Source organism: Oscillospiraceae bacterium (assembly GCA_015067255.1).
Lineage (GTDB): Bacteria > Bacillota > Clostridia > Oscillospirales > SIG519 > SIG519.
In genome coordinates this window covers 20219-41331 of the sequence record SVMS01000010.1, presented here as the reverse complement: position 1 = coordinate 41331, position 21113 = coordinate 20219, and the positions used below count along the sequence as shown (strand labels likewise).

The following is a 21113-nucleotide window of genomic DNA, read 5'->3' as shown; positions in this document are numbered from 1 at the left end:
AGCCGGTGTTTTTATACCGGATTTATAATGGAAATAACAGCATATTGCTCATCAAAAAAGCTCTTTAAACGTTCTAATGCCATTTCGGGAGTAACTCGGCGGTATGCGTTGAGAAGCTCAAAAACATCAGTACCTGTAAAGAAAGCAGAAACTGCTTCGTTTCCTAAGCCCTCTACCTCGTTGAGAAGCTGAATTCTGTTTCCGTAAACAGCTTTTTTACAACGCTCAAAATCCTTTTCGGGAAAGTTCTTGATAAGCTCAGAGCAATATTCGAAAAAGCTGTCATATACAGCCTTGGGGTTATCGCTTTCACCGCCGAAAACAGCAATTCCGTAGCTTTTTGAATACATATATTCTTTTGAAAAGTCAAGACCGATAAGTCCTTTTTGATATAAATCTTTGTAAAGGGGAGAAGCTTTACCGATAATAAGCTCCAAAAGTATATCGGTTAGAGCCGCACGGTCACAAAGCTCTCCTGCAACAGTAAATTTAACATTGTCTTTAATGCCGATATTGAAAATTGTTTTTGATACCGACAGCTTTTTTTCAATTACCTTCTTATAAGGCAAAGCAGGCTCTTCGGGATATATCCTTTTTACTTCAGAGGGCTCTTTTTCCTTTAAAACCTTGTCGCAAATATTCATAACGGTTTCGGGGGTTGCGTTTCCCACAACACAAAGCACCATTTCGGAAGGATTATAGAAATTGTTATAGCAAAGATATAAAAGCTCAGGTGTTATTTTAGCAATAGAGTCAACAGTGCCTGCAATATCCTCTCTTATAGGGTGGTTTTGATATGCAGCTTCCAAAGCAGAGAAAAAGACCTGCCAATCGCTGTTGTCGTCATACATACGGATTTCCTGACCGATTATGCCTCTTTCTTTTTCAACGTTTTCGGGAGTGAAATAAGGGGAGTATACAAAATCAAGTAAAATTTCAAGAGAGTCCTCAAACTGTTCGGTACAGGAGAAAAGATAAGCAGTTGTATCAAAGGAAGTGAAAGCGTTCGCATTGGCACCTGTTCTTGCATATCTTTCAAAAGCGCCTTCCTTTTCGCCCTCGAAAAGCTTGTGTTCAAGATAGTGGGCAATACCTCCGGGAACAGTTACTTGTTCTGATTGCTTAGGAATAAAGGTTTTGTCAATAGAGCCGTAATGGGTTGCTATTACGGCATAGGTCTTTGAAAAGCCTTCCTTTGGGTAGATAATAATATTAAGTCCGCTTTTGTGCTTAAATTTAAAATAGCTTTGATTTAAGCTTTGATCGGTATATTTATTCATCTTCTTTTCCCCCTTTCAAAACATAGGTGCAGTTAAGAGAGATTTTTTCAGAAACTGCTGTGATTTGCTCTTTGCAAACAGCCATAATACGTTCGGAGATTTCTTCAGGTGAATAAATTCTGCCGGAAAGATATCCGTTTATATAAAAGCTTTCAAGAGTATAAAGGCTGTCGTTGGCGGCAATATAAAGATTTTTAAGAGTCTTTTTGGCAGCGGATATTTCTTCCTCAGTAATCTCTCCGTCTGTAATATGCTTTAGCTGATTTAAAATTTCTTCCTGTGCGGCGCTTAGCTTGTCAAATTCAACGCCTGAGTATACAAGCATAATACCTTTTTGAGCTTCAAGTCTTGCAGCACAGTAATAGCAAAGGCTGAGCTTTTCACGGACATTTTCAAAAAGCTTAGAATGAGCGCTTCCGCCGTAAATACAATTTAATAAGATAAGAGCAGGATAGCTTTTGTCAGTAGGTAAAGTATCGGTATTAAAGGCAAGAGTAAGCTTTCCTTGAGATACCTGCATATTATCTTCAAAATTTCTCACTTGCTCTGAGATAGGTACAGCTGTTTGAACTATATCGAAATTACATTTATTTTTGAATTTTTCGGTAATACTTTTTTCGATAGAGGAAAAGTCAAGCATACCCTGTGCAAATACTATTATTTTTGAATTTGATATAAATTCTTTATAAGCCTTATAAAGCTGTTTGGGTGTTGCTTTTTCAATAAACTCAATGCTTCCCAGCTCGTTTTCTCCAAAGGGACTGCCTTGACACATAAGTTCCTGACAACGTGTTACTGCATATGTTCTTTTGTCATTGACAGCAGCACGGATACGGTCGCAAAGGCTCTCTTTTTCTTTTTCAACAATTTGAGTATCAAACTGTTCATTTTCAATTTTAGGATTAAAAATAACTTCAAAAAGAAGCTCCAAAGCTTGCTTTTCAACGTTTTCTTTATCATAAGCAAAAGAATTTTTAATGAAATCGGCACAAATGCTTACCGCCTGATAATCTCCTCGCTTTTGAACAGAGCCCGAAATAAGAGCGCCGTAAAGCTCCTCACAGCGAAGATTAAGGCTTGAAATATCAGGATAGTTTTTTGTACCTCTGCGTAATACGAGAGATAAAAGAGCATATAATCCGTTTCTTTCTTTTTCAAGAGGATTTATAAATACAACGCTTATGCGATTATTTGTAAATTTATCGGTTTTAATACTCATAAGAGTAAGACTGTCGTTAATTTCTTTTACAGCAAAATCTGACATAAACAATCATTCCTTTCAAAGCTTATTATATATATTATTATACTCTCATAAGTATACAGATTTATACCTTTAATGTCAATAACATTAAAAAAAGAGCCCCTTTAAAAAAGGGACTCAAAAAGTGATACTGCAGTACTATTTTCCGCAACAGCCGCAATCCGCATCTGCACCGCCTGCATCTTTGAAATTGCAAAATTCAGGCGGGAAAAATTCGTCTGTCGGGAATTTGATTTTTGAGAAGAGATGGCAAGGATTATCTTCACCGCTTATTACACATTCTTTTTCTGGAATACAAAAATCGTAAGCGGGAACAAGTAGCTGAACGGTTCTTTCAAGACGTACAATAGAGAAAAGACCGAGAGTTACGGCAACTTTCTTGTGGTCGTCGTCAAAGGCTAAATCTTCGTTAAAGCAGCAGCAAACAAAGTCGGGGACAGATGTTTTATCACATTCACAGCAACAACAGTTATCGTTGGGCTCGATAAGCTTTGCGCCTAAAGCGATAGGGTCAACAACCTCAACTGTGGCTTTGGGAAGATTGGTTTTATACATAAGCTGCGCATCAGCTTCGCAAGGAGTATATTTTGAAGAATATATCTTTGCATTACCCTCACTTCCGAAAAGTATTACTCTTTTGTCATAGACGCACATTCCTTCAATTTCTTTAGGCTTACCTACGCAGATATAAGCATCAAGAGTAACCTTGAAATAAAATCTTATATCTACAGTGTAAAATCCTCTGTTGAAGGGGACGCATTCTACGTCAATGTATACCCAAATCAGTTCCGCACACTTTGCCTTAACGCTTACGGCTTTGTCGATTACAGCCTGAGAGCTGCTGCAAAGATAAACTCTTAAATCCTCAAGGCAATCTCTGTCACGACAGCTGTCATATACCTTTTCGGTATTGATGCACACTGCTTCTTTGAAACCGTTGCTGTTGGTAAAGCCGGACATCATTCTTTCACCCATATTTATTCCTCCGTATTTTAATTAAAACAATGATATGTTTCAATATATATTATGGTAAAATTAAAAAAGGGTGCATTTTAAAGTAAAAAAAGTAAAATGTTTACAAAGTCGTTAATTTTCCGTTAAATGTATTGATTTTGGTATTTGTACGAATATAATATTAAAAGCAAAGAAAAAAGGAGGCTATATTATTGAAAAAAGAAGACAGAGAATTTTTTAAAAAATGTATTGATGAAATTTTCGACTGCGAAAAAATCAGTCTTATGGATAACTATCAGCAGCACTGTTCGGTTTCTTGTCTTGAACATAGTGTTCTTGTTGCATATATAAGCTTTTGGTTTTGTAAAAAATTTAAAATAAAAGTTGATTTTCGTTCTTTGATAAGGGGAGCGATGCTACACGATTTTACGTTGTATAATTGGCGTGAGCGTCCCGAAAACGCTTTTGCACATTTAAGAATGCACCCTACAAATGCATACAATAATTCAATAAAATATTTTGAAATCAACGAAAAAGAAAAGGATATTATATTAAGTCATATGTGGCCATTAACCTTTAAAATGCCAAAATATAAAGAAAGCTTTATCGTAAATTTTGCAGACAATATTTGCGCTGTTTTTGAGGTTTGCGGAATGTATGCAAAAATTTTTGAAAGAAGATTAAAGAAAATAAGTGTATTTCCTTACTCTGCCTGCTGATTGAAACACATAATATTATAAATTTTTGAAAAAATAAAAAGGACAGATTTAAAGAAAGGATATGATATTATGAGAGGTATTGCAGGATTTGCCAAGGGAATGATGGCAGGTATAGCAATCGGCGGTGCTATGGCAGCGGCTATGAAAATGAACCCCAAAGCAAAGCGCATAGTCAGAAAAAAAGCGCATAAAGCCTTTGATGTTATGGATAACGTCATTGATACTATGACACGTTAAAAATTAAAGATTTTTGATGCCTTAACCAGCTTTTTTTTAATGTTGAAAAAATTTTTTCAGAAAATTAAAAATAATGCTTGCTATTTTGATTTAAATGTGTTATTATTGTTCTAAATGCGGATAGTCCTCTGCCCTGCTCGGCATGAATGTCCTAAGAATATGGAGGAAGAGATAATGCAAGATATTATCAGAAGCTTTACAAGCGAGCAGATTAAGAATGATCTTTCACAGATAGTTATTGGTAACACTGTCAGAGTTCATGTCAAAATCAAAGAGGGAAACAGAGAAAGAATTCAGGTATTTGAAGGAACAATTATTGCACGTAAGGGCGGCGGCGTTTCTGAAACATTTACAGTAAGACGTATTGCCAGCGGCGTAGGCGTTGAGAGAACCTTCCCGATTCATTCCCCGAAAATTGAGAAAATAGAAACTGTAAGAAAAGGTAAAGTTCGCAGAGCAAAGCTTTATTATCTGCGTGACAGAGTTGGTAAGGCTGCTAAGGTTAAAGAATTAATACAGTAACTTATAAAACCTGTAGATAAAAAGCTTTTAGCTTTTTATTTGCGGGTTTTTCTCTTTTTAGAATATCTATTGCAAGGTAGGGATAGCTATGAGCGATAAAAACAATTTCAATTATGACGAAATAAATAAAATTTTAAATGATATAGAAAAAAGAGAGGCTGACTCTGAAATGGACTCTTTGATAAGTAAGATGTCAGAAAAAGCAGTAGCGGAGCAAGCTGAAGAGCAACCTCGGGAAGCAGAGGATTTTCTCGATTTTGAAGACGTGCAGGAAGATGAAGCTTTCGAAGAAAACACTTACAATTATCAAAGTGATGATTTTGAATTTGACGAAGAGGATGAGCAATACGATGATTATAAGGCTCATAGCGTGACATCGAAGGAGAAGCATTCCAAGGGTATGTCAACAGAAATTTTTGAATGGGTAGAGTCTATTGCAATTTCTGTTGTATGTGTTGTTTTGCTGTTTACGTTTGTTTTCAGAGTTGTAATGGTTGACGGTCCTTCTATGGAAAACACCTTGCATAACGGCGAAAGAGTAATTCTTTCAAATTTTCTGTATACACCTAAGACAAATGATGTAGTAGTATTTATTCCCGATATGGCGGGTAATGAAAACAGACCTTTTGTAAAAAGAATAATTGCTACTGAGGGTCAGACTGTAGTTGTAGATATAGATAAAAAAGCAGTGTTTATAAACGGAGAAGAAATCGAAGAGCCTTATATTAAAGAGGCTATTTTAAGAAAAGGCGACCAGAAATATCCTTTGACAGTGCCTGAAGGCCACGTGTTTGTTATGGGAGACAATAGAAATGACTCTATGGACAGCCGAGATACAAGAGTAGGAACTGTAGATGTGCGCTCTATTTTAGGCAGAGTTGTTTACCGTGTATATCCCTTCAATAAAATAGGATTTATCAATTAGGTGTAAAAATGATAGATAATATTAACTGGTATCCGGGTCATATGGCAAAAACAAGACGGCTTATAGAAGAAAATCTTAAGCTTGTTGATATTGTTGCCGAAATAGTAGATGCCCGTATTCCCAAAAGCTCAAGAAATCCCGATTTTGACAATCTTCTTAAATCTAAAAAAAGAATAGTAGTTTTAAATAAATCCGATATTGCGGATTTACAAACCACAAAGAAGTGGCAGAAATATTATACCTCTCAGGGTATATGCGCAATATGTGCTGACAGTAAGCAAAAAAAAGGAGTATCTGATTTTCTTGCTAAAATCAAAGAGGTTCTTTGCGAGGAAGAGGAGAGAAAAAACAGCCGCGGAATGACGGGAAAGCCTATCAGAATAATGATTTTAGGCGTACCCAATGTTGGAAAATCCACATTTATAAATGCCCTTGCAGGAGCTAAAGTGGCAAAAGCACAGGATAAGCCGGGTGTTACCAGAGGAAAGCAGTGGGTGAGTATTCAGGGGGCAGACCTTCTTGATATGCCCGGAATACTATGGCCCAAAATTGACGACTCGCAAACAGGTATAAATCTTGCTTTAACAGGTGCTGTAAGAGACCAGATTCTTGATATTGAAGAGTTGGCGTGTCAGCTTTTAAGCGTTTTAAATACTAATTATAAAGAAAAATTGCAAGAGCGATATAAAATAGCTACCGATATTACAGACGGATACGAGCTTCTAAAGCTTGTAGCTAAAAAGAGAGGCTTTTTAATTTCGGGCGGAGAGCTTGATACAGAGAGAGCCGCAATTATAGTTATAGATGAATATAGGGCAGGTAAATTGGGCGCTATATCTTTGGAAAGCCCTGAGGATATTTAGAAATTATGAATACAATTTTATTTGATTTGGACGGGACTCTTGTTCCCGTAGCTCTTGAAGATTTTATAAAGGATTATTTCGGAAGACTTGCAGATAAAATGGAAAGCTTAGGCTTTGATAAAGAAAGCTTCATAAAAGAAAGTTGGAAATCTGTAGGTAAAATGATGGAGAATGACAGCCAGAAGACCAACGAAGAGGTTTTCTGGCAAAGCTTTATAAATAAAAGTAAGCCTGACAGTAAGCTTTATGAAATTTTTGATAGCTTTTATAAAAATGAATTTAATCTTACAAAGGGAATTCTCAAAGAAAAAAGAGATTTTCGTCAGATGTTTGATACTCTGAAAGAAAAAGGGTACAGCTTAGTGCTTGCCACAAATCCTCTTTTTCCGATGTCAGGTGTTGAATCACGTCTTAATTGGGTCAATCTTACACCAGAGGATTTTATATATATAACAACATACGACAACTCATATTGCTGTAAGCCTAATCTTAAGTATTATAAAAGAATTTTTGGAAAAATAGGCAAAAAGCCCGAAGAATGTCTTATGGTTGGAAATAATGTTTTAGAGGATATGTGTGTAAAAAAATTGGGAACACAGGTGTACCTTATAACCGATTTTATTGAAAATCCTCTAAACGAAAGCTTTGATAATATTCCCAACGGAAATTTTGCTCAGTTTGAAAAATATATATGCGGTTTGGATTTTGCCGTATAAATACCGTTTTTAAATTACTGTCTGTACGGCTTTTGTTTTAGCGTACGGCAGTTTTTTATATTATGTATAATGGGGAAGTTGAAAATGACAAGATTGATTATTGATACGAAAAAAATTGAGGAAAATATAAAAATAGTTAAAAAATATGCCAAGGACTCAAAAATATATTGGGTACTTAAGGGTAATGCCTATGGAATGGGCGCAGTGGAAACAGCAAGAGTGCTTCTCAAAAATTCAGAAAGTTCTTTTGCGGTATCAAGAATTGAGGAAGCAGTGGAGCTTCGTCAAAACGGAATAGACAGTGAAATACTTGTTATGTGCTCAACCTCTGTTGAACAAGAAATTCAGACTTTGATAGATAATCATTTGACAGCAACAGTAGGCTCTTTAGGCGCTATGCTTGCTTTAGACGGAGCTTTAAGACGGGACGGAGTAACATTAAACGCTCACATAGCTCTTGATACAGGTATAGGAAGATACGGCTTTTTACCTTCAGACATAAACGATTTGACTGCCGCAGTTTTAAACCTGACAAATTTGAAAATTACGGGAATTTTTACGCACTTGTCAACAGCCTTTGGAAAAAAAGCATATTCTCAGAAACAGTTTGATGTCTTTAATCAAATGGTTGAATTTTTGAAAAACAGCGGAATTGAAATACCCTGTAAGCATATTTTAAATTCAAACGGACTTTTCAGATTTGATGACATGCGTCTTGATGCGGTGAGAGTGGGCTCTGTACTTACAGGAAGAGTTTTAAAGGGAAAGGGTCTTTCACCTGTCGGAACTCTTGAATGTACGATACAGGAGATTAAAAACCTTGATAGCGGCTGTAATGTAGGCTACGGAAATGCCTTTAAGCTTAAGAAAAATGCTACAATTGCAGTTGTTCCTGTAGGCACCTCTGACGGAATAGGTCTTGAAAAGGCAAAGGGTTTATTCAGATTTATAGATAAATTAAGATATGTAAAGAGTGATTTATTACTCAGTAAAAAATCAAGAATATCCTGTAAAATAAATGATAAAAAAGTGTATATTCTTGCCCGCCCGTTTATGACAAGCTTAGTCTTAGATGTTACGGATATTCCCTGTAAAGCAGGGGATAAGTGCTATTTCAATGTAAATCCGATGTTTATTAACTCATCTGTTGAAAGGGATTATATATGATTGAAAAAATAAAGGAAATACTTCTTGAAGGTCTTGCTTTTGCAACAATGAGCGAGATAAAAAAGACAAGTGATACACTTTATAAAAATGTAAAAATAGTTCCTTTTGAAAATAAAAACGGCGATATTTTTTATCAGTTCAGCTTTTTTGAGCAAAAGAAGGTAAAGCACGAAAATTGCAGTATTGAAGATACGGCAGAAAAAATTTCATTTTTGCTTGAGAAGGACTATAATCAGCTTGTTCTTTTTACAGCGGAAAATGACTATCATATTACATATTATCAAAAGTTGAAAATCAAAAAATCAGCACCCACTAAAAAAGTAAAGGATATCAAAACTCATAACAAACAAAAAAGCTATATATTGCAAGAGGGTACACCAGTAGACTTTCTTGTGCGTTTGGGTGTAATGAATAGTCAAGGCAAGGTAATCAGCTCAAAATATGATAAATTCCGTCAGATAAATAAATATTTAGAGCTTATAGAAAGCGTTATAACCGACGAATTCGGTAAAGAAAAGCTTGAAATAGTGGACTTTGGCTGCGGTAAGGCATATCTTACCTTTGCACTCTATTATTATCTTGTAAAGGTAAGGAACTTTACGGTTTCAATTACAGGCCTCGATATAAAAGATGACGTAATTGAGTTTTGCACAAGGACAGCTGAGGAGTTAGGCTACGAAAATCTGAAGTTTAAAAACGGATTTATTTCCGATTATGAGGGAACTAAAGCCGATATAGTAATTTCACTGCACGCTTGCGATAATGCTACCGATGATTCAATAGTAAAAGCTATTGATTGCGGAGCCAAGGTTATTTTGGCGGTACCTTGCTGTCAGCACGAAATCAATTCAAAGCTTCCTAAAGAATATATGCCGCTTCTGACAAAGCACGGCATAATAAAAGAAAAGCTTTCAAGCCTTATAACCGACTCTTTGAGAGCACAGCTTCTTGAATGTATAGGCTATAAAACAACAGTATGTGAATTTATCGACAGTGAGCATACTCCTAAAAACATTCTTATAAAAGCAGTAAAGAGCGAAAGTACCGTAAATTCACGCAAAAAAGCATATGAACTATATAAAAATTATATTGATAGTCTCGATATAGACTTTTACCTTGAGAAAAAACTTGCAAAAATTCTGCATAAATGAATAAATATGCAAAATTGTGCATAAATATAAATATTTCTCGTATATGTTGTATTTGTGTGTTAAGTTATACAAAGATTTAAAAAAGGCTTGCAATATATAAAAAAATGTGTATAATTATTAGTGTTATATGATTTCAAAGGAGATTTATAAAAATGAAAAATTATAAAAAAGTTGTTTTAGCTTATTCAGGCGGTCTTGATACATCTATCATTATTCCGTGGCTTAAGGAAAATTACGGCTGTGAGGTTATCGCAGTTGCTGCCGATGTAGGACAGGGTAAAGAGCTTTCAGGACTTGAAGAAAAAGCAATTAAAACAGGTGCTTCAAAATTATATATAGAAGATTTAACAAAGGAATTTGTTGATGAATATATTTTCCCCACACTTAAAGCGGGTGCTGTATATGAGGGTAAATATCTTTTAGGTACTTCCTTTGCTCGTCCCATAATAGCTAAAAGAATAGTTGAAATAGCTAAGAAAGAGGGCGCAGATGCTATATGTCACGGTTGCACAGGTAAGGGCAATGACCAGGTTCGTTTCGAGCTTGCAATAAAAGCTTTTGCTCCCGATATGGATATTATTGCTCCTTGGAGAATTTGGGATATCAAATCACGTGACGAGGAAATTGACTATGCAGAGGCAAGAAATATTCCTCTTAATATAAGCCGTGAAACAAATTATTCAAAGGATATGAACCTTTGGCATCTTTCTCACGAAGGTCTTGACCTTGAGGACCCTGCAAATGAGCCCGATTACGATAAAATTCTGGAATTGGGCGTTTCTCCTCAAAAAGCTCCCGACAAAGCTACATATGTTACAATAGATTTTGAAAAAGGCGTTCCTGTTGCTATTGACGGTAAGAAGACAGACAGCGTTGAAATAATCAAAATCCTTAATAAATTAGGCGGAGAAAACGGCATAGGAATAGTTGACTTAGTGGAAAACCGTCTTGTCGGTATGAAATCAAGAGGCGTATACGAAACTCCCGGCGGAACAATTCTTTATGCAGCTCACGAAGTTTTGGAAACCCTTTGTCTTGACAGAGAAACAATGCACTACAAGCAGGGTATAGCTCTTAAGTTTGCCGATATCGTTTATTTCGGTCAGTGGTATACTCCTTTACGTGAAGCTCTCAGCGCTTTTGTTGATAAAACACAGGAAACAGTAACAGGCTCTGTTAAGCTTAAGCTTTACAAAGGAAATATCATTACAGCAGGAGTTACAAGTCCTTATTCCTTATACGATGAAGAAATTGCTACCTTTGATGAGGATGAGGTTTACAATCAGAATGATGCAGAAGGCTTTATCAATCTGTTTGGATTACCCCTCAAGGTAAGAGCAAAGAAAATAGGAAATAACTAAAAATAAAAAAGGGGGATGTAAAAAAAGCGCAGAGCGCATAAAACAAGTAAATAAAAGGATTATATACTATCATCTCTTGAAAAAAGAGCAAAAATTAACAGAAAAACATCTTTTTGCTAATTCTTTTAAGAAATATACGTTTTATGCTATATGTCAATTTCGCCCTCGACGTACCTCTGTACGCCGTCGGGTAACCGACAACAAATCCTTGTTTTCGCGAAATTGACATATTCTGCACATTTTTTCCTATCCCCTAAAAAGGGGCTGTAAAAAACTTTCGTTTTTTTACAGCCCCTGTCGTAGTATATTATTGAAAGGCATGATTATAAATGAAGCTTTGGGCAGGTCGTTTTTTAAAGCAGACAGATAAAAAGGTAAATGATTTTAATTCTTCAATAGCTTTTGATGCAAGAATGTATAAGGAGGATATTGAAGGAAGTATTGCGCACAGTACAATGCTCAGCGAGTGCGGAATAATTACTGCGGAAGAAAAGGATGCCATTGTTACAGCTTTAAAAGAAATTGAGCAGGAAATAGAAAATTCAACAGCGTGCCTTTCGGCAGACAGCGAAGATATTCATATGAATATCGAGGTTTTGCTTACCCAAAAAATAGGAGATACAGGCAAAAAGCTTCACACTGCAAGAAGCAGAAATGACCAGGTAGCTCTTGATATCCGTTTGAATTTAAGAAAAGAAATAAAAGAAATTGCAAAGCTTGTTTGCGAGCTTGAAAAAGCAATAATAAATAAAGCAAAAGAGAATACCGATTCTGTTATGAGCGGATATACTCATTTGCAAAGAGCGCAGCCTGTTACCTTTTCTCACGCTATAATGGCATACGCTCAAATGTTAAGACGTGATTTGGAGCGCCTTAAGGACTGCTATAAAAGAACAAGTATGATGCCTTTGGGCAGCGGTGCTCTCGCAACTACCACATATGATATAAACAGACAGCGTGTTTGTGAGCTTTTAGGCTTTGAAGCTGTTACGGAAAACTCAATGGACAGTGTTTCCGACAGAGATTTTGTTATTGAGCTTTCTTCTGCTCTTTCTATACTTATGATGCATCTTTCAAGATTCAGCGAAGAGATTATTTTGTGGTGTAGTCACGAATTTTCCTTTATCGAGCTTGACGATGCTTATTCTACAGGCTCATCAATTATGCCTCAGAAGAAAAATCCTGATATTCCCGAGCTTGTAAGAGGAAAAACAGGCCGTGTTTACGGCTCTTTGATAACTCTTTTAACTATGATGAAGGGCTTGCCTCTGTCATACAACAAGGATATGCAAGAGGATAAGGAAGCAATTTTCGATGCAGTTGATACAGTAAAGCTTTGTCTTGAAGTATTTGCACCGATGATTGATACAATGACAGTAAAAAAAGAAAATCTTAAAAAAGCGGCTCAGGACGGATTTATCAATGCCACCGACTGTGCAGATTATCTTGTTAAGCACGGTATGGCATTCAGAGATGCTTATAAAATTGTAGGAAGCCTTGTGGCTTACTGTATTCAAAATAAGAAAAATCTTGAAACTCTTTCCCTTGAAGAGTATAAAGTTGTTTGCCCTGTTTTTGAAAAAGATATTTATGAGGCAATCAGCATTGAAACTTGTGTAAACGGCAGGGGAGTTTACGGCGGACCTGCACAGCAGGCTCAGAAAATACAGATTGAAAATCTTGAAAATTTCATTGAAGAATTTGAAATTTAAGCAAATAATTACGGGTGATTTTAATGTATAAAGTATTTGTGGACGGAAGCGCGGGAACAACAGGCCTTCAGATTTTGCAAAGATTAGAAAAAAGAAATGATATAGAGCTGATAGTATTACCTGACGAACTGAGAAAAGACGAACGTGCAAAAAAAGAAGCTATCAATAAGTCAGATGTAACAATTCTTTGCTTACCTGACGAAGCGGCAAAGGCATCTGTTGCTCTGTGTGAAAATGAAAATACAATTATTATAGATGCAAGCACTGCCCACAGAACAAATGAAAGCTTTGCATACGGCTTTGCAGAGCTGTCACCTGAATTCAGAAATAAAATAAAAACTTCAAAAAGAATAGCAAATCCCGGCTGTCATGCATCGGGCTTTTGTGCGGCAGTATATCCATTGACAGCGTCGGGAATAATGGGTAAAGACTATCCTGTTACCGCAAGCTCAATAACAGGCTACAGCGGCGGTGGAAAATCAATGATTGCGGATTATAATGAGAACGGACAAAAGGAAAGTATGTGCAGTCCGAGATTTTATTCTCTTAATCTGACACATAAGCATTTGCCTGAAATGAGTAAGGTCTGCTCTCTTGAAAATGCGCCTGTGTTTACTCCGATAGTAAGTAAAATTTATAACGGTATGTTAGTATCAATTCCCATTGTAAACAGGCTTTTAAATAAGAAAATGACAGCTGAAGAAATTCACGGCTTTTATAAAGAATATTATAAAAACGAATATTTTGTACGGGTTATGCCTTTTGGAGGAAAAGAGGCTCTCGAAAACGGATTTTTACCTGCTACAGAGTGTAACGGTACAAACTTTCTTGATATATTTGTTTTTGGTAATGAAAGTCAGACTCTTGTGGTTTCCAGACTTGATAATTTGGGAAAAGGAGCTTCAGGAGCTGCTGTTCAAAATATGAATATTGCATTAGGCTTAGATGAAAAAATCTCTCTATAAAGGAGTTTAAATTAAATGGAAATAATACAAGGAAATGTAACAGCTCCAAAGGGCTTTCAAGCGTCTGGAGTATATTGCGGAATTCGCAAAAATAAAGAGAAAAAGGATTTAGCGCTTATCTATTCCAAAAAGCTTTGTCAGGCAGCTGCTTGTTATACACAGAATAAGGTTAAAGGCGCTCCTATTTTGGTAACACAGGAAAATTTACAGGACGGCGTTGCAAACGTTGTTATTTGTAACAGCGGAAATGCCAATACCTGTAATGCAGACGGAGTAGAGGTTGCAAAAAAAATATGTAAGGCTCTTGCTGATAAGCTTGATGTCTTTCCGTCAGACATTATAATAGCTTCTACAGGTGTTATAGGACAGCCTTTAAATTCTCAGGCAATAATTGACGGTATTCCTAAGCTTATTGAAGAAATGTCAGAAGAAAAGGGAATAGATGCGGCAACAGCTATAATGACAACTGATTTAAAAGAAAAGGAAATCGCTGTTGAGGTTATGATTGACGACGTGCCTGTAAGAATAGGAGGTATTGCCAAGGGAAGCGGAATGATAAATCCCAATATGGCAACAATGCTTTGCTTTATTACAAGCGACTGTGCAATCAGCTCAAAAATGCTTCAAAAGGCTTTAAAAAGAGCAGTTGGCGACAGCTTCAATATGATAAGCGTTGACGGAGATACTTCAACTAACGATATGGTAAGCGTTATGGCAAATGCTTGTGCGGGCAATTTGCTTATAGATACAGAAAATGAAGATTTTGAAATTTTTGCAGATGCTTTAAAATTTGTATGTATTAACCTTGCAAAGAAAATGGCGGCAGACGGCGAAGGCGCTACAAAGCTTTTAGAGTGCAGCGTAATTGGCGCTAAGGATGTAAAGGATGCAAAAATTGCTGCAAAGTCAGTTATATCTTCAAGTCTTGTAAAAGCAGCTATGTTCGGCGCAGATGCAAACTGGGGCCGTGTACTTTGTGCAATAGGCTATGCACCCTTTGATACTGATATTACAAAAACAGATGTTTCATTTATATCTGAAAAAGGTGAAATCTTAGTTTGTAAAAACGGCTCAGGCGTAGATTTTGACGAAGATAAGGCAAAAGAAATTTTGCTTGAAAAGGAAATAATAATATCCGTTAATTTAAACGAAGGTGATTGCCAGGCTAAAGCATGGGGCTGTGACCTTACCTATGATTATGTAAAAATAAACGGAGATTATCGTACTTGATATCAGAAAGGAAATAAAAATGGATTATTCATATCAAGCTCAAATATTGGCACAAGCGCTTCCTAATATTCAAAAATACAGGGGCAAAACAATAGTAATAAAATACGGCGGCAACGCTATGATAAATGAACAGCTGAAAAATTCTGTTATATCGGATATCGTTCTTCTTACCTGCGTAGGAATACGTGTTGTTCTTGTGCACGGCGGAGGTCCTGAAATTTCCGATATGCTTAAAAAGATAGGTAAGGAAAGCCGTTTTGTAAACGGACTTCGCTATACCGATGAAGAAACAATGGAAATTGTTCAGATGGTATTGTGCGGCAAAGTAAATAAGGATTTATCAGAGCTTATAAAAAAAGCAGGGGGCAAGGGAATAGGTCTTTGCGGTCTTGATAACGGCTTGCTTGTGGCTGAAAAGCTTGATGACGGAATAAACGATTACGGTCTTGTAGGTGAGCTTGTAAGCGCAAATGCAAAGACTATAAATGATTTACTTGAAAATGATTATATTCCCATTATAGCAACCGTAGCGGCAGATAAAAACGGTCAGGCATATAATATCAATGCCGATACTGCAGCGGCTAAAATTGCATCTGCAATAGGTGCAGAAAATCTTATTCTTTTAACAGATATAAAAGGTCTTATGCGTGACCCTAACGATGAAAGCTCTCTCATTGAAGAGGTAAGAATTTCAGAGCTTAAATCTCTTATTGCAGACGATGTTATAAAAGGCGGAATGATTCCTAAAGTTGATTGCTGTATAGATGCTGTAAGAGACGGTGTTAAAAAAGCAGTAATAATCGACGGCAGACTTGAACATTCAATCTTAATTGAAATTCTTTCCGATAAAGGTATCGGAACTATGATAAGGCGTTAAACAAGGGGCTATAAATAATGACTACTTTTGAAAAAGACAATAATTATATAATGAATACATACGGCCGTTTTAATGTCAGCTTTTGCAAAGGTAAGGGAACAAAGCTTTGGGACGAAAACGGTAAAGAATATTTGGATTTCGGCAGCGGAATAGGAGTTACCTGCTTGGGACACTGTGACGAAGGCTGGGTAAATGCTGTTTCCAAGCAAGCTTCTCAAATGGGACATATTTCTAACTTATATTATAATCCCGTTATGGCAGAGCTTGCTCAGAAGCTTACACAGCTAACCTCAATGTCAAGAGTTTTCTTCTGTAACAGCGGTGCCGAAGCAAATGAAGGAGCAATAAAGCTTGCCCGTAAATATGGAGCACAGACAGGCAGAACAACTATAATTACTCTTAAAAATTCCTTTCACGGAAGAACAATAGCAACTCTAACAGCTACAGGACAGGATACCTTCCATAAGAATTTCGGTCCTTTCCCCGAAGGTTTTTTATATGCTCAGGCGAATATGGAGTCATTAAAAAGTGTATATAATGATTCTGTATGTGCAGTTATGGTTGAATGTATACAGGGCGAGGGCGGAGTATTACCCCTTGAAGAAGGCTTTGCAAAAGAGTTAGAAAGCTTTTGTAAAGAGAAAAATATTCTCATAATAGCAGATGAGGTACAAACCGGTGTTATGAGAACAGGAAGCTTTTTGTGCAGTGAGCAATATGGCTTTAATCCGTCCATAGTAACAATGGCAAAGGGCTTGGGCGGCGGTCTTCCTTTCGGTGCCTTTTTATGTAACGAAGAATTAAAGGATATTATGTGCAAGGGTGACCACGGCTCTACCTTCGGTGCAAATACCATTTGTTGTGCAGGCGCTTTAGAGGTTATATCACGAGTTACGGCAGAGGACTTTGGAGAAGCAGTTAAGCAAAAAGGTAACTATATAATGACCAAGCTCAAGGAAATTGAGAATGTGGGCGATATAAGAGGTAAAGGCCTGATGATTGGCTTTGATGTAAAAAAAGGCGACAGCAAAGAAATCGTGGCTAAAATGATTGATAAAGGCTTGCTTTGTCTTACTGCAAAATCAGCAATCAGACTTTTGCCCGCATTAACAGTGAGCTACGAAGAAATAGATACGGCTCTTGAAATAATTAAGTCAACTCTTTAAAATATATTAATTCCGAGAAAGGAAAAAGAAAAATGAAAAAAGATTTACTTAAACTCCTTGACCTTACAAGCAAGGACATAATAAATATTTTAGATTTGGCAGACCAGCTTAAATATGAGCAAAAAAAGGGCGTAACTCATAAAAGAAATTTAAAAGGTAAAACCCTCGGTATGATATTCCAAAAAAGCTCAACAAGAACAAGAGTTTCTTTTGAAGTGGGAATATTGCAATTGGGCGGTCACGCATTGTTTTTAAGCCCCAGAGATATTCAGCTTGGAAGAGGAGAAAGCATAGAGGATACAGCAAGAGTTCTTTCAAGATATGTTGACGGAATAATGATAAGAACATATGACCAGCAGGAAGTTGAAACTCTCGCAGAATATGCAAGTATTCCGATTATTAACGGTCTTACAGACTTTGCGCATCCCTGTCAGGTATTGGCAGACCTTATGACAATCCGTGAATATAAGAATAAGCTTGCAGGACTTAAAATGTGCTTTATCGGTGACGGAGCGAACAATATGAGTAACTCTCTTATTGTAGGCGCTTTGAAAACAGGAATGGATATTTCTATTGCTTGTCCTAAGGGAGTTGAGCCTGCGCCTGAGATTATGGAGTTTGCAAAGACTGTAAAGGGTGCAACCCTTACAGTAACTGATGACGTTCTTGAAGCTTGTAAGGATGCAGATGTTTTATATACAGACGTATGGGCAAGTATGGGACAGGAAGAAGAAGCCGCTGAGAGACAAAAGCTTTTTGCAGGCTATCAGATAAACGATAAAACTCTTTCTGTAGCAAAGGAAGACTGTCTTGTATTCCATTGTTTGCCCGCACATAAGGGCGAAGAAATTACAGCAGAAGCCTTTGATGCACACGCAGACGAGATTTTTGACGAGGCAGAAAACAGACTTCATGTTCAAAAAGCTATTATGGTATTGTTAATGGAAAAACGTTAAAAAGGGAATGTAAAAATTCTTCAAAGCGCAAAAAGAAAAATATCACATTTCAAATGCGATATTTTTTATTGTGAAAACAACAAGGTTCTGGGGTACCCGCCCGCATTTTCAATGCGTAGGCGGGTCAGGTTCTTATTTTGCTATTTCCAAAACTTCGCCACTCGGCGTACCTTTGTACGCCGTCGGGCAAGACTTCGTCGAAGTTTGAAAATTTTGAAAAATTTTTCCTATTCCCTTAAGAAAAGCAGTCGCAAGTTTGTAAGCTTGTGACTGCTTTTTTCTAAGGTTTACAAACACTGCAGGGGGAATATCCTTGTTTGATAATATTATCTCTGGTGCCTGAAAATGTTGAATAGTTTTCTGCCTTTATAGAGGATACGTGTCTGCATGAGGGATAATGAAATTTTTTAGTATTTGTGTTGAGTACAAAGTTTTTAGTAACCGGATTACTGCTTGAAGATGAATTTGAGGATATAGCTGAAGAATTTGAAGAGGTTGTAGCAGAAGTGCTTTCAGAAGCTTTGCTTTTACCTGTAGAATAGTCAATTTCTACGCCGGGCTGAACATTGAAGCAGTATATATTAAAGCATATGCCATCGCCGTTATCTTCAACAGACCAGGCTTCCATTTGTACGCCTCGTGCTACCAATTCGTTTTTATTGAAAATAGGAGTTACACGGTATAAAACGTGGTTGTTTGTTTCCTTTATATAGTCGGCAACCATATTTTCAAAGGGTAACATTGCTCGTATATTAAGATATCTCGTACCTGTAATAAGATTTTTTATGTTATCGTTTTCAGCGGTTAACTGAAATCCTATCAGATGACAACGGTTATATAAATATTTTCCGTCAACAAAATCGTATTTGACTGTTTGCCAGCCTGTAGGCTTAATGTTTCCGATATTTCCTCTTTCCTCAGTAGGCATTAAATCCTTGCCGATACAGGCGTATGTAACACCGCAACGTCCCAAAGAATCAAGCTGACTGTAATTTTCAAATGAGGATGTTTGTTTCTTTTCTTCATTTGTAAAAGAAGGAATGTTATTATTTATTGCTATATAGGGAGAACCGTTGTATACAGGTAAGGCTTCGGTATTTTCTAAATTTTCATAAGAACTGCTTGAAGAAGCTTCAGACTGTACTGCTGATTGATTTTGTGAGCTTTCTGACTCTACCTGCGATTGAATAGCAGAGCTATCATTTAAAGCGCTTGAGCTTTGCTCAGGTGATGGAGAAGCGCAGGAGGTGATTAGCAGCAGAGTAATCAATATTAAAGTGATAATTTTATTGTGTATTTTGAGCATTTTAATTTACCTGCCTTGTATAAATTTCTTTTGTGATTTTTTCGTGAGAATTTCCTGTAAATTCATTTGAAGCACTTAAAGAGTATTTTGATAAATCAATATCAAAGTGCTTGTCAGCAGGATAAACTCTGTTCCAGCGGTATATAACAATTTCTTCTATATCGTTATGAAAAGACGAGATATCTGTATCTTCAATAAAATACCAACCATTCTGCAAAAGATTTTCGCTTACAGATACATTTTGAGGGAAATCTGCAAACAAGGACAAAGAATAAGGGCTTATTAAAATATTGTCAAAGCTTTTTACAATATCAGAATAAACCTCTTTATCACGGCTTTGACGGCGGTTGTTAAACATCATTCCGTTATTATCATCAAGACAGACAATTATTTTCAATGTATCACTTCCAAATAAACTTATATATTTAATTATAACAAATGTTTATTTTCAAATCAAGCATAAAAACGGTGCATCATTATTTAGTGATGCACCGTTAAATTATTTGATAGCTCGTGCTGATATTTTTATCAAAAGCTTGCTCATAGGCAGAATAAGAAGACCTGCCAAAAAGTTTCCTACACAATGAAGAATATCAAATGTAAAAAATCCTGCGGCAATCCAGGCAAGCATAGCTTCAAAATTCAAACGGAACATTAAAGCTTGGGCAGGTGCATATAATATTCCGAATAAAAGTCCGTACAAGCCGCAGACAACAGGATAAATTATTGCTTTGGCTACATCAGGTATTTTTTTTGGCAAAAGCATAGTAATTCCCCAAAGTATTGTCCATATATAGAGATAGGGTATCCACCAAGTAGCAAAGCCACTGTAAAGACCGTTTATAAAAACATAAATATATATGGGGATTAAAGCTTTTGAACGGTATACAAGGGTATATACCATTGTAAGCATACCTAATAGGTGTATGTTGGGTAAAAGCTCCATAATAATTTTGGAGCAAAACATCAAAGCGCCCAACATAGAAAAAATACATATTTCTTGAATTGAAATACGGCTTTTTTTATTCTTTAGTGTAGACGAGCTCATATGTTTCCCCGCTTGAGAATTTAGTTGTATCTACACCCGACATCATATATTCTCCGTTTTTGAAAAAGCCCCAATAAGCTTTATCTTTGTCATAGTCGGCACGTACACCGTTTACAGCCTTTATATACATTCCGTATTCAGCGTTTTCGCCTGCGATGATTTTATGTTCAAGCAGTACATCACCGAGAACCTCAGCGTCAGTGTGGAATGTGAAAGTAACGGTATTGTTTTTATCGTCTGTAACTTTAACAGTAACAGTTTTACTGCCTTCACCTAATTCGGTATCCGAGGTGTAAACAGCTGTTTGGTAGTCTATTGAAGTACTTTGGCAAGCGGAAAAAAGACATAAAATTGCAAGTAGCAACAATAGTGCTTTCTTAAGATTTTTCATTTTTATACTTCCTTTCAAATTTTTAACAGAAAGGATAACGCAAAAGCACCCTCCTTAAAGGGTGCTTTAAAAACAATTATACTGTTTTTGCACTACCCTTCAATTGCCCAAGGGGCTTATTTGCAAAACGCAAAACGATAAGCATTCCGACTTATGAGTCAAGCTCAATTACGGTAATGGCTGTTGCTACGGATTTTCACCGTATTTCCTTATCCCCTAATATATCAGTCAATGTGATATATCCGACAACGGAAATAAATTCCGATGTTTTGCGGCTATTCTTCTGTACTTTTAGATTTTAGCATA

Annotated in this window: 21 protein-coding genes and 1 riboswitch; of the genes, 14 read left to right on the top strand and 7 right to left on the bottom strand. The window is 36.5% G+C overall.

All coding sequences use genetic code 11. The annotated features are described in order from the left end of the window. Window positions 1–11: 11 nt before the first annotated feature. From E7480_03755 to E7480_03745, 3 genes are all read right to left on the bottom strand, one after another. On the bottom strand, window positions 12–1280 hold the full coding sequence (locus E7480_03755; GenBank protein MBE6903704.1) for an insulinase family protein: 1269 nt from the start codon (window positions 1278–1280) through the stop codon (window positions 12–14). After that, the gene (locus tag E7480_03750; GenBank protein ID MBE6903703.1) at window positions 1273–2544 is read right to left on the bottom strand and encodes an insulinase family protein; all 1272 of its coding nucleotides are present in this window, start codon (window positions 2542–2544) and stop codon (window positions 1273–1275) included. The genes E7480_03755 and E7480_03750 overlap by 8 nt, the downstream gene beginning before the upstream one ends. A 135-nt stretch (window positions 2545–2679) precedes the next feature. Beyond that, a complete protein-coding gene (locus E7480_03745) occupies window positions 2680–3516 on the bottom strand; it encodes a hypothetical protein (protein MBE6903702.1) in 837 nt (278 codons plus the stop codon). 191 nt (window positions 3517–3707) lie between these two features. On the opposite strand from E7480_03745, the gene E7480_03740 reads away from it, so the two are divergent. From E7480_03740 to argF, 14 genes are all read left to right on the top strand, one after another. Continuing rightward, window positions 3708–4214: a phosphohydrolase gene (locus tag E7480_03740; protein MBE6903701.1), complete on the top strand. Its 507-nt coding sequence runs from the start codon at window positions 3708–3710 to the stop codon at window positions 4212–4214. Window positions 4215–4625: 411 nt separating this feature from the next. Further along, window positions 4626–4973 (top strand): 50S ribosomal protein L19, encoded by a 348-nt coding sequence (gene rplS / locus E7480_03735; protein MBE6903700.1) that lies wholly within the window; start codon window positions 4626–4628, stop codon window positions 4971–4973. 88 nt (window positions 4974–5061) lie between these two features. Then, window positions 5062–5898 (top strand): signal peptidase I, encoded by an 837-nt coding sequence (gene lepB / locus E7480_03730; protein MBE6903699.1) that lies wholly within the window; start codon window positions 5062–5064, stop codon window positions 5896–5898. Between the two features lie 8 nt (window positions 5899–5906). After that, a complete protein-coding gene (ylqF, locus tag E7480_03725) occupies window positions 5907–6761 on the top strand; it encodes a ribosome biogenesis GTPase YlqF (GenBank protein ID MBE6903698.1) in 855 nt (284 codons plus the stop codon). A 5-nt stretch (window positions 6762–6766) separates the two neighbouring features. Continuing rightward, on the top strand, window positions 6767–7477 hold the full coding sequence (locus E7480_03720; GenBank protein ID MBE6903697.1) for an HAD family hydrolase: 711 nt from the start codon (window positions 6767–6769) through the stop codon (window positions 7475–7477). A gap of 69 nt (window positions 7478–7546) precedes the next feature. Further along, complete coding sequence (alr, locus tag E7480_03715; GenBank protein MBE6903696.1) at window positions 7547–8644, top strand: alanine racemase; 1098 nt, start codon at window positions 7547–7549, stop codon at window positions 8642–8644. After that, window positions 8641–9795: an SAM-dependent methyltransferase gene (locus E7480_03710; GenBank protein ID MBE6903695.1), complete on the top strand. Its 1155-nt coding sequence runs from the start codon at window positions 8641–8643 to the stop codon at window positions 9793–9795. The genes alr and E7480_03710 overlap by 4 nt, the downstream gene beginning before the upstream one ends. Window positions 9796–9947: 152 nt before the next feature. Beyond that, window positions 9948–11156, top strand: a complete 1209-nt coding sequence (locus E7480_03705; protein ID MBE6903694.1) for an argininosuccinate synthase — start codon at window positions 9948–9950, stop codon at window positions 11154–11156. A 329-nt stretch (window positions 11157–11485) separates the two neighbouring features. Next, complete coding sequence (gene argH / locus E7480_03700; protein ID MBE6903693.1) at window positions 11486–12868, top strand: argininosuccinate lyase; 1383 nt, start codon at window positions 11486–11488, stop codon at window positions 12866–12868. Between the two features lie 23 nt (window positions 12869–12891). Beyond that, a complete protein-coding gene (gene argC, locus E7480_03695; GenBank protein MBE6903692.1) occupies window positions 12892–13833 on the top strand; it encodes an N-acetyl-gamma-glutamyl-phosphate reductase in 942 nt (313 codons plus the stop codon). A gap of 15 nt (window positions 13834–13848) precedes the next feature. Beyond that, window positions 13849–15063, top strand: coding sequence for a bifunctional glutamate N-acetyltransferase/amino-acid acetyltransferase ArgJ (gene argJ / locus E7480_03690; GenBank protein MBE6903691.1), 1215 nt, complete (start codon window positions 13849–13851; stop codon window positions 15061–15063). Between the two features lie 13 nt (window positions 15064–15076). After that, window positions 15077–15940, top strand: coding sequence for an acetylglutamate kinase (argB, locus tag E7480_03685; GenBank protein MBE6903690.1), 864 nt, complete (start codon window positions 15077–15079; stop codon window positions 15938–15940). Window positions 15941–15957: 17 nt separating this feature from the next. Then, window positions 15958–17106: an aspartate aminotransferase family protein gene (locus E7480_03680; GenBank protein MBE6903689.1), complete on the top strand. Its 1149-nt coding sequence runs from the start codon at window positions 15958–15960 to the stop codon at window positions 17104–17106. Between the two features lie 32 nt (window positions 17107–17138). Next, entirely contained in the window at window positions 17139–18062 is a 924-nt protein-coding gene (gene argF, locus E7480_03675) for an ornithine carbamoyltransferase (GenBank protein ID MBE6903688.1), read from the top strand. A gap of 280 nt (window positions 18063–18342) precedes the next feature. Here the strand turns inward: argF and E7480_03670 are convergent, their stop codons facing one another. The 4 genes from E7480_03670 to E7480_03655 form a co-directional block, all read right to left on the bottom strand. After that, a complete protein-coding gene (locus E7480_03670; protein ID MBE6903687.1) occupies window positions 18343–19368 on the bottom strand; it encodes a hypothetical protein in 1026 nt (341 codons plus the stop codon). 1 nt (window position 19369) lies between these two features. Next, the gene (locus E7480_03665; protein MBE6903686.1) at window positions 19370–19765 is read right to left on the bottom strand and encodes a hypothetical protein; all 396 of its coding nucleotides are present in this window, start codon (window positions 19763–19765) and stop codon (window positions 19370–19372) included. Window positions 19766–19867: 102 nt separating this feature from the next. After that, window positions 19868–20416, bottom strand: a complete 549-nt coding sequence (locus E7480_03660; protein ID MBE6903685.1) for a hypothetical protein — start codon at window positions 20414–20416, stop codon at window positions 19868–19870. Then, complete coding sequence (locus E7480_03655) at window positions 20391–20807, bottom strand: DUF4430 domain-containing protein (GenBank protein ID MBE6903684.1); 417 nt, start codon at window positions 20805–20807, stop codon at window positions 20391–20393. Before E7480_03655 ends, E7480_03660 begins: the two co-directional genes overlap by 26 nt. 118 nt (window positions 20808–20925) lie before the next feature. After that, window positions 20926–21051: riboswitch (cobalamin riboswitch) on the bottom strand. Window positions 21052–21113 lie beyond the last annotated feature (62 nt).